The organism is Rathayibacter sp. PhB152, from assembly GCF_003751395.1.
GTDB classification, from domain to species: Bacteria; Actinomycetota; Actinomycetes; order Actinomycetales; family Microbacteriaceae; genus Rathayibacter; species Rathayibacter festucae.
In genome coordinates this window covers 275854-288799 of the sequence record NZ_RJUT01000003.1, presented here as the reverse complement: position 1 = coordinate 288799, position 12946 = coordinate 275854, and the positions used below count along the sequence as shown (strand labels likewise).

The following is a 12946-nucleotide window of genomic DNA, read 5'->3' as shown; positions in this document are numbered from 1 at the left end:
GGTCACGGCATCCCGGTCTCGTAGTCGGCGACGTTCTCGCTGTCGATGATGAAGGCGGGCACGTCGATCCAGCCCGGCACCTCCTTGCCGGCGAGGAGCCAGAGCGCGGCGTCCACGCCGGTGGCGCCCTCCGTCGTCGGCAGCTCGCTGACGGTGGCGGTGTAGTCGCCGGCCAGGATCTGCTTCTTGGCCTGCGGGATGCCGTCGGTGCCGACGAGGATCACCTTCCCGGTGAGGCCCTTCGCGTCGATGGCGGCCTGCACGCCGAGCGCCATGCCGTCGTTCTGCGAGTAGAACGCCTTGATGTCGGGGTTCGCCGTGAGCATCGTGGTCGCGATCTCCTGCGCCTTGGTCTGGTCCCACGAGGCGGTCTGCGAGGCGACGAGCTCGAGGTTCTCGTGCTTCGCGAGCGCGGCGGTGAAGCCGTCGCCGCGGTTGATCGCGTTGGAGGAGCCGGGGTCGCCCTCGATCATCGCGACCTGGCCGCCGTCCGGCAGCAGGTCGGCGATGTAGTCCGCCGCCGTGGCGCCGATGGTGGTCGCGTCGGGGCCGACGTAGACGACGCCGGGGACGTCGCTCTTCGCGTCGTTCAGCACGACGGCCGGGATGCCGTCGGCGAGGGCGGACTCGAAGACCGAGTCGAGGCCGGTCGCCGAGATGGGCGAGGCGAGGATCGCGGTGCAGCCCTGGTTCATCGCGCTCTTGGCCTTGTCGAGCTGCTCGGTGATCGAGGACTCGTCCGTGACGTCGAAGGTCTGGTAGTCGACGCCGAGCTCCTTCGCGCGGTTCTCGAAGCCGTCGCGCTCGTAGCCCCAGAACTCGTTCGAGAGGGTGCGGGTGATGTAGCAGAGCTTGGCGCCGTCGGGCACGGCCGGGTCGCCGAGCGAGGAGGTCATCTCGTCGACCGGGGTCTGCGCGGAGGAGTCGACGAGCGACACGATGTCGGCGCCGGAGCCGCCGGCGGCGGCACCTCCGCCGTCGCCGTCGGGCGAGGCCGAGCAGCCGACGAGGAGCGTCAGGGAGGCGAGCCCGGCGAGGGCGGCGCCGGTGGCGCGGGTGGGGAAGGACATGGGAGGGGGCCTTTCGTCATCGGAAGGTGGGACGGGGTCGTGCGGGTCGCGGATCGCGAGGGTGGTGCGGAGGCGGGCCGGGCGGAGGACGCGCCCGGCCCGAGGGGGTCAGGAGGCGAGCAGCGCCTCGGTCTCGCGGCGCAGCTCGAGCGCCTCGGCGAGCGACTCGTCGATGATCACGTCGTCCCAGCCGACGGTCGCGCCCTGCGCGATGTCGTGGCGCAGCTCGACGTGGTGGGCCAGGGCGACGGGGAGCGCTCCGATGGCGACCGAGTGCTTCGCGGAGACGAGCTTGCCGTAGACGGTGAAGCCGCCCTCGCCGTCGAGGAACTCGCCGGCCTTGAGGTCCTTCTTCGCGGTCGCGACGACGTCGCCGTAGAAGCCCTCGGGGTGCCCGGTCGAGATGCCGCGCAGCGCCGCGTTGGCGATCGACACGTTCAGCTCGAGACCGACGTAGTGGTACGGCCGGTAGAGCGCCGCGTACTGCTTGGTCGGGTCCGGGTGCCACGGGTACTCGTCGAAGCAGGTGGACACGTAGGGGTTCGTCGCCTTGACCACGACGTAGACGCCCTCCTGCGTGTTGTGCGGGATGAGGGAGCCGTCGCGCCGGACGCTCGACATCACGTCGACCGTCCCCTCGTGGTCGAGGGCGCCGCCGATCGAGCTCGGCCGGCTGATCGTCGCGATCTCCTCGACGTCGCCCGGCGTGAAGGTGAGGCCGGAGTCGGAGGGCACCAGGCCCGCCGCGTTCGCGACCGCCGCCATCTCGATCGCGGCCTTCGTGCCGTCGCGGAACGAGGTGTGCATGTACGGATTGAGCTGGCCGGAGTCGGTCAGCTCCTTGCTGAACTCCCAGTTCTCCCAGACGTTGTCGGGGTTCATCTGGTGGTAGTGCTCGAGGTACTTGGCGCCCTTGCCGGCGCAGACGACGTCGAAGCCGCTGGTGCGGGCCCAGTCGACGAGCTCCATGATCAGGGCCGGCTGGTCGCCGTAGGCCATCGAGTAGACGATGCCCGCGGCCTCGGCGCGCTTGGCGAGCGCGGGGCCGGCCAGCGCGTCGGCCTCGACGGTGACCATGATGATGTGCTTGCCGGTCTCGATCGCCCGGAGCGCGTGGTGCACGCCGACGATCGGATTGCCGGTCGCCTCGACGATGACGTCGATGTCGTGCTCGAAGAGGACGGCGGCGTTGTCGACGATGGTGGTCGTCCGGTTCGCGAGTGCCTCGGGGATGTCGGCGGCCATCGCCTCGGCCGGCCAGTCGACCAGCTCGAAGGCGCCGCGAGCCCGCGCGACGTTGACGTCGGCGATGGCGACCACGTGGACGCCGGGGATGTTGCGCGCCTGCGAGAGGTACATGGTGCCGTAGCGCCCGGCACCGATCAGCCCGATGCGAATGGGGCGGCCCTCTCGTTCGCGATCGCCGAGGAGTTTGTACAGGTTCACGGTGGCCTCTCTGGTCCGGGGGCGCACGGACGCAGAGGGCCGCCTCGGGGGCGGAGGACGTCGTCGTCGTGCGCAGTCTTCGTGGGGGAAGTGCTGCTCGCCGGCCTCAGTGGAACCGGTACCAGTTTTGTACCAGCAACGATTAGAGTGTGTCAACAGCGGGCGCGGCGGCCCGGTCCGGCGCCGATACGATTGCCCGACAGCTGGGGAGGAACCGTGCAGAAAGCACCGACGATCCGCGACGTCGCGCGCAGTGCGGGCGTCTCGGTGTCCGTGGTGTCGCGCGTGCTCAACGACGGGACCGGCCCGGTCGCCGTCGACACCCGGCGCCGTGTGGTCGAGGCGATCGAGCAGCTCGGCTTCCGGCCGCGCGCCGCGGCCCGCGAGCTGAGCCACGGTCAGACCCTGTCCATCGGTCTGGTCCTGCCCGACCTCACGAACCCGTTCTTCGCCCGCCTGGCCGACAGCGTCGTCTGGGAGGCGCGCGCCCGCGGCGCCCAGGTCCTCCTGATGACGACGCAGGAGGACTCGCACGTCGAGGGCGAGTCGCTCACCAGCCTGCTCGACCGCTCGGTCGGCGGCGTCATCGCGACCCCGTCCGGCGAGAACCTCGAGAAGTGGTCACGGCTGCGCCGGGCCGGGATCGACGTCGTCTTCGTCGACCGCACCACCCCCGGTCTCGACGACGTCGACGTGGTCAGCATCGGCAACTCCGCCTCCGCCGCCCGGGCGACCGATCACCTCCTCGCGCTCGGCCACCGCCGGATCGCGATCGTCTCGGGGCCGCTGCGCACCTCGACCGGCCAGGCGCGCGTCGCCGGCTACCGCGCCGCCCTCTCCGCCGCCGGTCTGCCGATCGACGGGACGCTGATCCGCGAGGTCCCGTTCCGCGGCGACATCGGCGGCGAGGCCGTCGCCGCGCTGCTCGCGCTTCCGGAGCCGCCGACCGCCCTGATCGTCGCCAACACAGCGCAGGTGCGCAGCGCCGTGCACCGCCTGTTCCAGCTCGGCGTCGCGATCCCCGAGGCGCTCTCCGTGGTCGTCTTCGACGACAACCCGTGGAGCGAGCTCGTCACCCCGCCGCTCAGCGTCGTCCGCCAGCCGATCGACATGCTCGCCCGGCACAGCGTCGACCTGGTGCTGGCCCGGATGCAGGGCCGGATCCCCGACACTCCCCAGCACATCGAGGTCCAGGCCGACCTCGTCATCCGCTCCAGCTGCGCCGCCCCGGCGCAGCGCTGACTCCGCCCCACCACCCCTCCACGAAAGGCACTGCCATGTCCGACCCCGTCGTCGTCACCGCGATCTTCACCCCCGCCGAGGGCAAGCGCGACGCCCTCGTCGCCGCCCTCTCCCCCGCCATCGCCGAGGTCCACGGCGAGGAGGGCTGCGAGCTCTACGCGATCCACGACTCCCCCGACGGCACCATCGTCATGCTGGAGAAGTGGACCAGCGCCGAGGCCCTCGACGCCCACGGCGCCGGCGACCCCGTCGTCCGCCTGAACGCCGCCATCAAGGGCCTCGTCGCCGCGCCCCCGGTCGTCACCCGCCTCTCCCCGATCCCCGCCGGCACCGCCACCCAGGGCGCCCTCTAGCCCGGACCCTCGCCGACTCGCCCGAGAAGGCTAGTTCTCCACCCCGAGAACGCGCCTTCTCGGGCGACTCAGCGCCGCACCACCATCAGCTCGGACGGCCCACCGAGGCGCGCTCGATCAGGCGCGTCTCGAGCTCGAGCCGCGTCGCGCTCGAGGACAGCGGCCGGGCCGCGCGGTGCGCCTGGTGCAGCATCCGGAAGGCCGCGGCGCCCATCTGGGCGATCGGCTGCTGGATCGTGGTCAGCGGCGGCGTCGCCCACGCCGACTCCTGCACGTCGTCGAAGCCGATCACGCTGAGGTCGTCCGGGATGCGCAGGCCTGCCAGGTCGGCCGCGTCGTAGACGCCGAGCGCCATGGTGTCCGAGAGCGCGAAGAGCGCCGTGGGCCGGATCAGCGCGTCCGCCAGCATCGCGGAGGCGACGACCCGCGAGCGGTCGCGGTTCCAGCCGCCGTAGACCACGCGCTCCCGCGGCAGCGGCACCCCCGCGTCGCGCAGCGCCGTGCTGAAGCCGTCGAGCCGGGCGCTGCTGTAGAGCTGCCCGCGAGCGCCGGCGATCACGCCGATGCGGGTGTGGCCCTGCGCGAGCAGGTGCTCCGCCGCCATCCGGCCGCCGTCCCAGTTGGTCGCGCCGACGCTCGCCACGTCGGCGGGCGGGCGGGTGATCGGATCCACGATCACCACGGGCAGCTCGGCCGTGGTGAGCAGGTGCAGCTGCGCCGCCGTGACGTCCACGAGGACGACGATCGCGCCGAGGGACGAGCGGCGCAGGAGCCGGTTGACCCATTCCCCGTCGGGTCGCGCGCGGGTGAGCACCAGGTCGACGCCGGCCGCCGCGGCCTCCTCCTCGATTCCGCCGAGCACGGGCCCGATCCAGGTGCCGTCGAGGTGGCCGACCACGACGTCGACGATGTGCGCGACGTGCGGGTCCTCCGCCGGCGGGCGCAGCCGCGGCCGGCGCCGGTAACCGAGCTCGTGCGCGGCCTCCATCACCCGCAGCCGGGTCGCCTCGGAGACGTCGGTGCCGCCGCTCAGCACCTTGGAGACCGTCGGCACGCTCGTCCCCGCGCGCTCGGCGATGCGCGCCATCGTCGGCCGGGGAGCGGCACCGCTGTCGTCCATGCCCCCACTGTAGAGCAGAACGAGTTGCGAAACCCAGCCGCGAGACGACCGCTGCAAGACCCCGGATCCCGCCTTGCCCACGACTCTCCGCAGGTGCAGACTGGACACACACGGGCGGCAACGGCAACAGAGTTGCGCAACTACCGTTCGATGACGAACCGCGGAGCGATCCGCCGAGCACCCCGAGGACACCGATGACCGACCTCCCCCCGTCCACTCCCGCCAAGAGGGCGCTCGTCGTCCGCGGCGGCTGGGACGGCCACCAGCCCGTCGAGGCGACCGAGCTGTTCCTCCCCTTCCTCGCCGAGAACGGATTCGAGGTGCGCGTCGAGGAGTCGACCGCCGTCTACGCCGACGAGGACTACCTGCGCACCGTCGACCTGATCGTGCAGTCCAACACCATGACCTCGATCGAATGGCCCGAGTTCCTCGGCCTGCGCGCGGCCGTCGAGCGCGGCACCGGCCTGGCCGGCTGGCACGGCGGCATCGCCGACTCGTACCGCAACAACTCCGACTACCTGCAGCTGATCGGCGGCCAGTTCGTCTCGCACCCGGGCAAGCACCCGGACGAGCGCACCGGCGAGCAGTCGGACAACTACGTCCCGCACACGATCGAGATGACGGCCCTCGCGGCCGACCACCCGATCACCCAGGGCATCGGCGACTTCGACCTCACCACCGAGCAGTACTGGGTGCTGCACGACGACTACAACGACGTGCTCGCGACCACCACGCAGGCCGTCCGCGAGTGGGACCCGTGGCACCGCCCGATCACCTCCCCCGCCGTCTGGACCCGCCACTGGGGCGAGGGCCGCATCTTCGTCTCGACCCCGGGTCACCGCGTCGAGATCCTCCAGGACGCCAACGTCCGCACCATCATCGAGAGGGGACTGCTGTGGGCCTCCCGCTGAGAGTCGGCATCATCGGAGTCGGCAAGATCAGCGAGCAGTACCTCGCGAACCTCCCGACCTTCCCCGGCCTCCGCCTCGTCGCGGTCGCCGACCTGAACACCGCGCGAGCACAGGAGGTCGCCGACGAGCAGGGCGTCCGCGCCCTCTCGGTCGACGAGCTGATCGCCGACCCCGAGGTCGACGCGGTGCTCAACCTGACCATTCCCGCCGCGCACGTCGAGATCGGCACCCGCGCGCTGAAGGCCGGCAAGCACGTCTTCGCGGAGAAGCCGCTCGGCCTGAACCCCGCCGAGGCCGCTCCGATGCTCGACCTGGCCGAGGAGCTGGGCCTGCGCTTCGGCAGCGCCCCCGACACCGTGCTCGGCACCGGCGTGCAGACCGCGCGGCAGACGCTCGACTCCGGAGTGATCGGCACGCCGATCGCCGCGCAGGTGCACTGGGCCGCGCCCGGCCACGAGCGCTGGCACCCGGCACCGGAGTTCTACTACCAGCCCGGCGGCGGCCCGCTGCTGGACATGGGCCCGTACTACCTGACCGCGCTGGTGCACTTCTTCGGCCCCGTCGTCCGGGTCACCGGTCTCGCGACCCGCTCGGACCGCCCGCGCACCATCGAGTCCGGCCCGCGCGCCGGCACGCCGATCCCCGTCTCGATCGACACGCACATCAGCGCGCTGCTCGAGCACGAGAACGGCGTCACCTCGACCGTGATGGTCAGCTTCGAGGTCTGGCGCACCCGCGCGCCGAAGTTCGAGATCTTCGGGACGGAGGGCACCATCGCCGTCCCCGACCCGAACATGTTCTCCGACCCCGTCGAGGTCGCGGTGCGCGATGAGGACTGGCGGGTCGTCCCCGACTCCGCCGGCGTCGTCGACACCGGGCGCGGTGTCGGTCTCGCCGACATCGCCGAGGCGATCGAGGAGGACCGGCCGCACCGCGCCTCCGGCCGCCTCGGGCTGCACGTCCTCGAGATCATGGACGCGATCCTCCGCTCGAGCGCCGAGAAGGCGGTCGTCGAGATCGAGTCCAGGGTGGAGCGGCCCGAGCTGCTCCCGCTGCGGACCGCCGCCGGCGAGCCGGTCGGCGAGCCCGTCCGCGCCTGACTCCGCCCGCGCCCGCAGGCACCACCCGAATCGACCCGCGCCGGCCGCGACCTCTCCCTGGTCGCGGCCGGCGCGCCCCTTCCGAGGAGACCCCCGATGACAGCACCCCTCCGCGTCGCCATGATCGGCCACGCCTTCATGGGCCGCGCTCACGCCCAGGCCTGGCGGACCGCCCCGCGCTTCTTCGACCTGCCGCTGCAGCCCGAGCTCGCCGTGGTCGTCGGCCGCGACGAGGGCCGCGCGCGGGCCGCCGCCGAGAACTTCGGCGCGGCCGAGTCCTCGATCGACTGGCGAGCGGTGATCGCCCGCGACGACATCGACCTGATCGACATCTGCACCCCGGGCGACCAGCACGCCGAGATCGCGATCGCCGCCCTCGAGGCCGGCAAGCACGTGCTCTGCGAGAAGCCGCTCGCGCGCTCCGTCCCCGAGGCGCGGACGATGACGGAGGCGGCCGCCGCGGCGACCGGCTTCGCGATGTGCGGCTTCAGCTACCGCCGCACCCCGGCGCTCGCGCTCGCCAAGCGCTTCCTCGAGGAGGGCCGGCTCGGCGAGATCCGGCACGTCCGCGCGCAGTACCTGCAGGACTGGCTGAGCGACTCCGAGGGACCGCTGACCTGGCGCCTCGACAAGGAGAGGGCCGGCTCCGGCGCCCTCGGCGACATCGGCGCGCACAGCATCGACACCGCGCAGTGGCTCACCGGGCAGACGATCGACGGCGTCTCGGCGATGCTGCGCACCTTCGTCACCGAGCGCCCGGTCCTCTCCGCGCAGGCCGGCCTCGGCGGTCGCGCCGAGGAGGGCGCCGAGCGCGGCCCGGTCACCGTCGACGACGCCGCGCTGTTCACCGCGACGCTGAGCGGAGGCGCCGTCGGCGTCTTCGAGTCGACCCGCGTCGCCACCGGCCGGAAGAACGCCAACCGCATCGAGATCAACGGCGAGACGGGCTCGATCGCCTTCGACTTCGAGCGGCTGAACGAGCTCGAGTACTACGACGCCCGCGACCCCGAGGACGCCCAGGGCTTCCGCACCATCCAGGTGACGGAGCCGGTGCACCCCTACGCCGCCGCCTGGTGGCCGACCGGGCACGGGCTCGGCTACGAGCACGTCTTCAGCCACCAGGTCGTCGACCTCGTCACGGCGATCGCCGAGGGCGTCCAGCCCACGCCGTCGTTCGCCGACGCCCTGCAGGTGCAGCAGGTGCTCGACGCCGTCGAGCGCAGTGCCGCGGACGGCTCCCGCCTCACGGCCGTCGCCTGACCGGGCGTCACGACCGGGGCGTCCTGACGGAGGCGTCCTGACCGGGCCGTCCTGACGGAGGAGTCCCGACGGAGACGCCTCGACGGAGACGCCTCCGCGGGCGGTGGCTCACGGGTCACCGCCCGCGGAGGTGCTCGATCGAGACGGCCGTCGCGGCCGCTCGAGGGCCGTGCGTCCTGCCGCGTCGGCCCTCCTCCGATTCCCGACACCGCCGCGGGCCCCTTTCGGGGGGAGGGACGCCGGAGGACCCCGTAAACTGGGGACCTGGGGGATGACGACGGTCCCCCGAGTGGGGGAGTGCTGCAGTGGGGATCGGTTTCCGGACCGCAGGAGAGCTGCGCGTCCTCGCGGGTGCTCGCCTGCACCCCGTCGTGGGCCCGGCCCTCAGCCGCTCCCGCGACCGCTCCCGGCTCTCGGCCGGGCTGTCGATGCCCAGCGGGCCCGGTCTCGTCCGGCCCTCGCCGCTGGCGCAGCCGTGGGAGGCGCCGCTCATCCGCCTGATCCGCGCGGGCGCCCCCGCCGCCGAGCTGCACGAGGCGACCGCCGCCTCCCCCGAGGGCTCGAAGCTCGCCGCCGTGATCGAGCTGGTCCGCGACGCGCTGTCGCGCCGGGAGGACGACCGCGCCCTCCGCCTCGCCGGCTGGCTGGTGCGGATGCGCTACGACCCGTCCGCCGACCCGTTCCTCCGCCGCTACGGGATCGTCCTCACGGCCCACCTGCCGCTCAGCGCCGGACTCGACATCGACGTCCCGCTCGACGCGACCGCGCTGCGCCTGCTCTTCGCCGAGCTCGCCGCCGCGGACGACCCGGCCGGCGCCACGGCCGCCGTCGAGACGCTCCCGCCGTCGACACTGGCCGCCTCGACGCTCGCCTCGCTCTACTCCGCCCGGCGGCGCTGGGGCGACATGGCGCAGTTCTCGGCGCCGGTGGTCAACGTCGACGCCCCGTCCGCCGCGGTCCTCATCCGCCGCGGCGTCGCCCTGCGCGAGCTCGGCCTGATCGAGAGCGCCCTCGAGGCCTTCGACCGCGTGGTGCGCCCGAACGTCACGACCGCCCGCCCCGTCGAGCTGCGGATCGAGGCCCTCTACGAGCGGGCCAGCACCCACCTCGCCGACGGCCGGCGCGCCCCGGCCCGCCGCGACCTCGAGCGCGTCCTCGCCCAGTACCCCGAGAGCCCCGAGGCCCACGAGCTGATGGCCGCCGTCGGCCGCTGACCCGCCCGTCGTCGCCCCCCCACTCCTCAAAAGTTGCGGTAGTCGCCAGGGAGTACCGCAACTTCTGCTGAATGGACTGCCGTCGCCGGATCATGCGGGCGAGAAGCCCGCAGCGGGCAGCACCCCCTGCTGATCGAGTAGCCCGCGCAGCGGGCGTATCGAGATCCCCCCACCGCGGCAGCGGAAAGGGGCGCCCCCGTCACCGGGAACGCCCCTCCACCTCCGATCGACCGGCTCAGCCCTCGGCCTTCGAGGGCTTGCCCTCGGCGGGCAGCACCTCGACCGGGGTGTCGCGCGGATCCTCGCCCTCGGCCTGCGAGGGCTTGTCGGCCTGGTCGTCCGGGTCCTCGACGGGGCTCGGGGTCTGGTCGCTCATCGCAGTCCCTCCGGCTCGTCCGAGGTGGCGGACGGCTCGGGGTGCGCCTCGAACTCCATCCAGGCCCGGTCGAGCGAGGCCTGCGCCGAGGCGGGCTCGCTCGCGAAGTAGCCGTCGTAGATGGCGCGTCCGCCGTGCTCCGGCAGGTCGCCGCGGCCGGCGTAGGTCTTGGCGAGCTCGCCGACCTCGTCGTCCCTCTTCTCCTGGTCCCGCAACCACGCGGGGAAGGTCTGCGTCATGGTGACACCTCTCTCTCCTCCGTCCAGACAATCCCTCCGACCGGCGGGCTGCAAGCCCTTGCCCCGGGCGTTCGCCCGCCGCGATCAGGGGCCGCGAGCACTGCGAGGATTCCGGTATGGACAGCAGCGAGCACCCCCGTCGCCCCGACGTCACCAGCGTCGACATCGTCGGCGGCGCCGAGCCGCTCGCGGTCGGACTGCACGCGTACGACGAGGGCTGGCCGGCGGCGTTCCGCGAGCACCAGCGGCGGATCGCGCAGGCCCTCGCCGCGCTGGACGTCGCGATCGAGCACATCGGCTCGACGTCCGTGCCCGGCCTCGCGGCGAAGCCGATCATCGACATCGCCATCGTGGTCCCCGACATCACCGCGGAGGAGGACTACCTCGCCCCGCTGCTCGCGGCCGGGTACGCGCTGCGGGTCCGCGAGCCCGGGCACCGCCTCGTCCGCACCCCGGACCGCGACGTCCACGTGCACCTCTACGCCCGGGGCGACGCCGCGATCGAGGAGTACCTCCTCCTCCGCGACCACCTCCGCCGCGACGCGGCCGACCGCACCCTCTACGAGGCGACCAAGCGCTCGCTGATGGAGCGGAGCTGGGCCGACATGAACGCCTACTCGGACGCCAAGACCGAGGTGATCGAGGCCGTCAAGGCGCGGGCGCGAGCTGCACGCGGCGACACAGCGACGTCGGGCTCGACGCCGGCCTGAGCCCCGGTGCGTCGCCTCGCGCCGGTTCGCCGAACGGCGTTGCCCGCCGCGCCGCCGTCGCGTGAGGCTGGACGGATGCATGCCGACGAGTACGTGTCCCCCGAGGAGCTCCCCGAGCCGCCGACGCTGGACGTCGTGACGCGGTTCTTCCGAGGCCCGCTCTTCACCCTCACGCCGCAGCCGTCCCTGGAGGAGTGGGTGTCCTCGGCCTCGGCGCGCGATGCGGGCGGGGAGATCCTCTTCGACGAGGCCTCGATCGGCTACACCTTCTGGCGCAACCCGGACGACCACGACGACCCCGCGAATCTCGAGAAGCTCGACGGCGAGCCGGGGCCCTCGCCCGACGCCTCGCCGACGCATCCCGTGCCCGAGTGGATGGCGGAGATCGCCGCCCGGATGCCGTACCCCCAGCTCTGGGACGCGGTTCGGACGAGCGTGGCGGAGGAGCACTCGCCGTGGCAGAGCATCGAGTTCGCGCTCCTCGAGCACGTGAACCACATCCTGAGGAGCCGCCTCCGCAGCGAGCGCGCCGGTGGGAGCGACCCCGGCGAGCTCCTCGGCCCCGCGATGGACCTCGGCGTCGAGCACGGCGTCCCGCTCCTCCTCGACGGCCGCCCGGTCCCCGGCATCCGGATCGACACCGACCCGCACGTCCTCGGCGTCGGCGCCCACCTCGGCGACCGCTTCCTGACGGCCGTCGTCGACCGCGACCGCCTCCCCTTCCTCGACTTCACCTTCGTCACCCGCCACGCCCCCGCCTGAGCACCGTTGCTGGTCGAGTAGCCCGCGCAGCGGGCGTATCGAGACCCACCATCACCACGAGCCGAGTCCGCAGAACTCAGGCGCTGACGGGGTCGGGTCTCGATACGCCCCTGCGGGGCTACTCGACCAGCATGCTTCCGCCGAGCACCGCGTCGAGAGACCCGCCCCCCTTGCTGGTCGAGTAGCCCGCTCCGCGGGCGTATCGAGACCCGCCATCGCCGGACCGCCGCTCGCCTCCCCCGCCCACCGCCGCTTCGCGCCGGGTCACCGCCCGCCGTTGCGCCCGCCGCGCCGCCGCGGCACCCTCGGAGGATGTTCTACGACGAGAGCGCCCGCCTCGAGGACGTCCCGGTCCCGCCGACCCTCGACGAGGTGGCGCGCGCCTTCCCGGGCCCGCTGTACGGCTTCGTTCCTCAGCCGTCGCTCGAGCCGTGGACGTCCGGAACGGCGTCGAGCACCTCCGGCGGACGCGTCGAGATCGAGTCCGTGGCGATCGGCTACACGCTCTGGCTGAACCCGGACGACCACGACGACCCCGCCAACCTCGCGGAGCTCGACGACGAGCTGCGCGCCTCGCTCGACGCCCCACCGGTGCGCCCGCTGCCCGACTGGATGACCGCGATCACCGCCCGGATGCGCTACCCGTGGCTGTGGGAGGCGGTGCGGACGACCGTCGCGCATGAGCCCGCCCCGCCGTGGCACTCCGTCGAGAGCGTCCTCGTGGAGCACGTGAACCACATCCTGAGGAACCGGTTCCGCGACGAGCGGGTCCGCGGCGGCTTCCCGGGCGACCTGCTCGGCCCCGCGACCGAGAAGTGCGTCGAGCACGACGTCCCGCTCCTCCTCGACGGCCGCCCGGTCCCCGGCATCCGGATCGACACCGACGCGCACGTCCTCGGCGTCGGCGCCCACCTCGGCGACCGCGTCCTGACGGCCGTCGTCGAGCGCGACCGCCTCCCCCTCCTCGACCTCGCCTTCGCCACCCACCGCGCCCCCGCCTGATCTCCCCTGCTGGTCGAGCAGCCCGCGCAGCGGCCCCCCTCTTCGCTGGTCGAGTAGCCCGCGCAGCGGGCGTATCGAGACCCACCCTCTCCAGGAGCCACGTCTGCAGAACGCACGTGCCGACGGGGCCGGGTCTCGAGA

14 protein-coding genes are annotated in these 12946 nt (G+C 73.0%); 9 read left to right on the top strand and 5 right to left on the bottom strand.

All coding sequences use genetic code 11. The annotated features are described in order from the left end of the window. Window positions 1-2: 2 nt before the first annotated feature. The gene (locus tag EDF36_RS08230) at window positions 3-1070 is read right to left on the bottom strand and encodes a substrate-binding domain-containing protein (RefSeq protein ID WP_123732625.1); all 1068 of its coding nucleotides are present in this window, start codon (window positions 1068-1070) and stop codon (window positions 3-5) included. Between the two features lie 108 nt (window positions 1071-1178). Continuing rightward, complete coding sequence (locus EDF36_RS08225) at window positions 1179-2516, bottom strand: NAD(P)H-dependent oxidoreductase (protein WP_123446901.1); 1338 nt, start codon at window positions 2514-2516, stop codon at window positions 1179-1181. Between the two features lie 216 nt (window positions 2517-2732). Between EDF36_RS08225 and EDF36_RS08220 the strand changes: the two genes are divergently transcribed. Together EDF36_RS08220 and EDF36_RS08215 are read left to right on the top strand one after the other, a co-directional pair. Further along, complete coding sequence (locus EDF36_RS08220; RefSeq protein ID WP_123706476.1) at window positions 2733-3758, top strand: LacI family DNA-binding transcriptional regulator; 1026 nt, start codon at window positions 2733-2735, stop codon at window positions 3756-3758. Window positions 3759-3793: 35 nt separating this feature from the next. Continuing rightward, window positions 3794-4111, top strand: coding sequence for a putative quinol monooxygenase (locus tag EDF36_RS08215; protein WP_123446903.1), 318 nt, complete (start codon window positions 3794-3796; stop codon window positions 4109-4111). Window positions 4112-4196: 85 nt separating this feature from the next. On the opposite strand, the gene EDF36_RS08210 is transcribed toward EDF36_RS08215, so the two are convergent. After that, entirely contained in the window at window positions 4197-5231 is a 1035-nt protein-coding gene (locus EDF36_RS08210; protein ID WP_221181625.1) for a LacI family DNA-binding transcriptional regulator, read from the bottom strand. 194 nt (window positions 5232-5425) lie between these two features. Here EDF36_RS08210 and EDF36_RS08205 point away from each other — a divergent pair, with 194 nt between their 5' ends. From EDF36_RS08205 to EDF36_RS08190, 4 genes are all read left to right on the top strand, one after another. Further along, a complete protein-coding gene (locus tag EDF36_RS08205; protein ID WP_123732623.1) occupies window positions 5426-6142 on the top strand; it encodes a ThuA domain-containing protein in 717 nt (238 codons plus the stop codon). Continuing rightward, the gene (locus EDF36_RS08200; protein ID WP_123732622.1) at window positions 6127-7242 is read left to right on the top strand and encodes a Gfo/Idh/MocA family protein; all 1116 of its coding nucleotides are present in this window, start codon (window positions 6127-6129) and stop codon (window positions 7240-7242) included. The genes EDF36_RS08205 and EDF36_RS08200 overlap by 16 nt, the downstream gene beginning before the upstream one ends. Window positions 7243-7338: 96 nt before the next feature. Beyond that, the gene (locus EDF36_RS08195) at window positions 7339-8502 is read left to right on the top strand and encodes a Gfo/Idh/MocA family protein (protein WP_123706471.1); all 1164 of its coding nucleotides are present in this window, start codon (window positions 7339-7341) and stop codon (window positions 8500-8502) included. Between the two features lie 305 nt (window positions 8503-8807). Then, window positions 8808-9716, top strand: coding sequence for a tetratricopeptide repeat protein (locus tag EDF36_RS08190; RefSeq protein ID WP_123446910.1), 909 nt, complete (start codon window positions 8808-8810; stop codon window positions 9714-9716). 235 nt (window positions 9717-9951) lie between these two features. On the opposite strand, the gene EDF36_RS21205 is transcribed toward EDF36_RS08190, so the two are convergent. Together EDF36_RS21205 and EDF36_RS08185 are read right to left on the bottom strand one after the other, a co-directional pair. Then, on the bottom strand, window positions 9952-10092 hold the full coding sequence (locus EDF36_RS21205) for a hypothetical protein (RefSeq protein ID WP_159421935.1): 141 nt from the start codon (window positions 10090-10092) through the stop codon (window positions 9952-9954). Next, complete coding sequence (locus EDF36_RS08185) at window positions 10089-10331, bottom strand: hypothetical protein (RefSeq protein ID WP_123732621.1); 243 nt, start codon at window positions 10329-10331, stop codon at window positions 10089-10091. Before EDF36_RS08185 ends, EDF36_RS21205 begins: the two co-directional genes overlap by 4 nt. A 116-nt stretch (window positions 10332-10447) precedes the next feature. Here EDF36_RS08185 and EDF36_RS08180 point away from each other — a divergent pair, with 116 nt between their 5' ends. The 3 genes from EDF36_RS08180 (at window position 10448) to EDF36_RS08170 (ending at window position 12805) form a co-directional block, all read left to right on the top strand. Continuing rightward, complete coding sequence (locus EDF36_RS08180; protein ID WP_123732620.1) at window positions 10448-11041, top strand: GrpB family protein; 594 nt, start codon at window positions 10448-10450, stop codon at window positions 11039-11041. Between the two features lie 75 nt (window positions 11042-11116). Continuing rightward, window positions 11117-11803: a hypothetical protein gene (locus tag EDF36_RS08175; protein WP_123732619.1), complete on the top strand. Its 687-nt coding sequence runs from the start codon at window positions 11117-11119 to the stop codon at window positions 11801-11803. 312 nt (window positions 11804-12115) lie between these two features. Next, window positions 12116-12805 (top strand): hypothetical protein, encoded by a 690-nt coding sequence (locus EDF36_RS08170; protein ID WP_123732618.1) that lies wholly within the window; start codon window positions 12116-12118, stop codon window positions 12803-12805. The last annotated feature ends 141 nt before the right edge of the window (window positions 12806-12946 follow it).

What these genes read in the sequence shown, in the direction of transcription:
- EDF36_RS08215 (WP_123446903.1), top strand. Translation starts at nt 3,794, where the DNA reads ATGTCCGACCCCGTCGTCGTCACCGCGATCTTCACCCCCGCCGAGGGC.
- EDF36_RS08180 (WP_123732620.1), top strand. Translation starts at nt 10,448, where the DNA reads ATGGACAGCAGCGAGCACCCCCGTCGCCCCGACGTCACCAGCGTCGAC.
- EDF36_RS08195 (WP_123706471.1), top strand. Translation starts at nt 7,339, where the DNA reads ATGACAGCACCCCTCCGCGTCGCCATGATCGGCCACGCCTTCATGGGC.
- EDF36_RS08230 (WP_123732625.1), bottom strand. Translation starts at nt 1,070, where the DNA reads ATGTCCTTCCCCACCCGCGCCACCGGCGCCGCCCTCGCCGGGCTCGCC.
- EDF36_RS08185 (WP_123732621.1), bottom strand. Translation starts at nt 10,331, where the DNA reads ATGACGCAGACCTTCCCCGCGTGGTTGCGGGACCAGGAGAAGAGGGAC.
- EDF36_RS21205 (WP_159421935.1), bottom strand. Translation starts at nt 10,092, where the DNA reads ATGAGCGACCAGACCCCGAGCCCCGTCGAGGACCCGGACGACCAGGCC.
- EDF36_RS08170 (WP_123732618.1), top strand. Translation starts at nt 12,116, where the DNA reads ATGTTCTACGACGAGAGCGCCCGCCTCGAGGACGTCCCGGTCCCGCCG.
- EDF36_RS08210 (WP_221181625.1), bottom strand. Translation starts at nt 5,231, where the DNA reads ATGGACGACAGCGGTGCCGCTCCCCGGCCGACGATGGCGCGCATCGCC.
- EDF36_RS08205 (WP_123732623.1), top strand. Translation starts at nt 5,426, where the DNA reads ATGACCGACCTCCCCCCGTCCACTCCCGCCAAGAGGGCGCTCGTCGTC.
- EDF36_RS08175 (WP_123732619.1), top strand. Translation starts at nt 11,117, where the DNA reads ATGCATGCCGACGAGTACGTGTCCCCCGAGGAGCTCCCCGAGCCGCCG.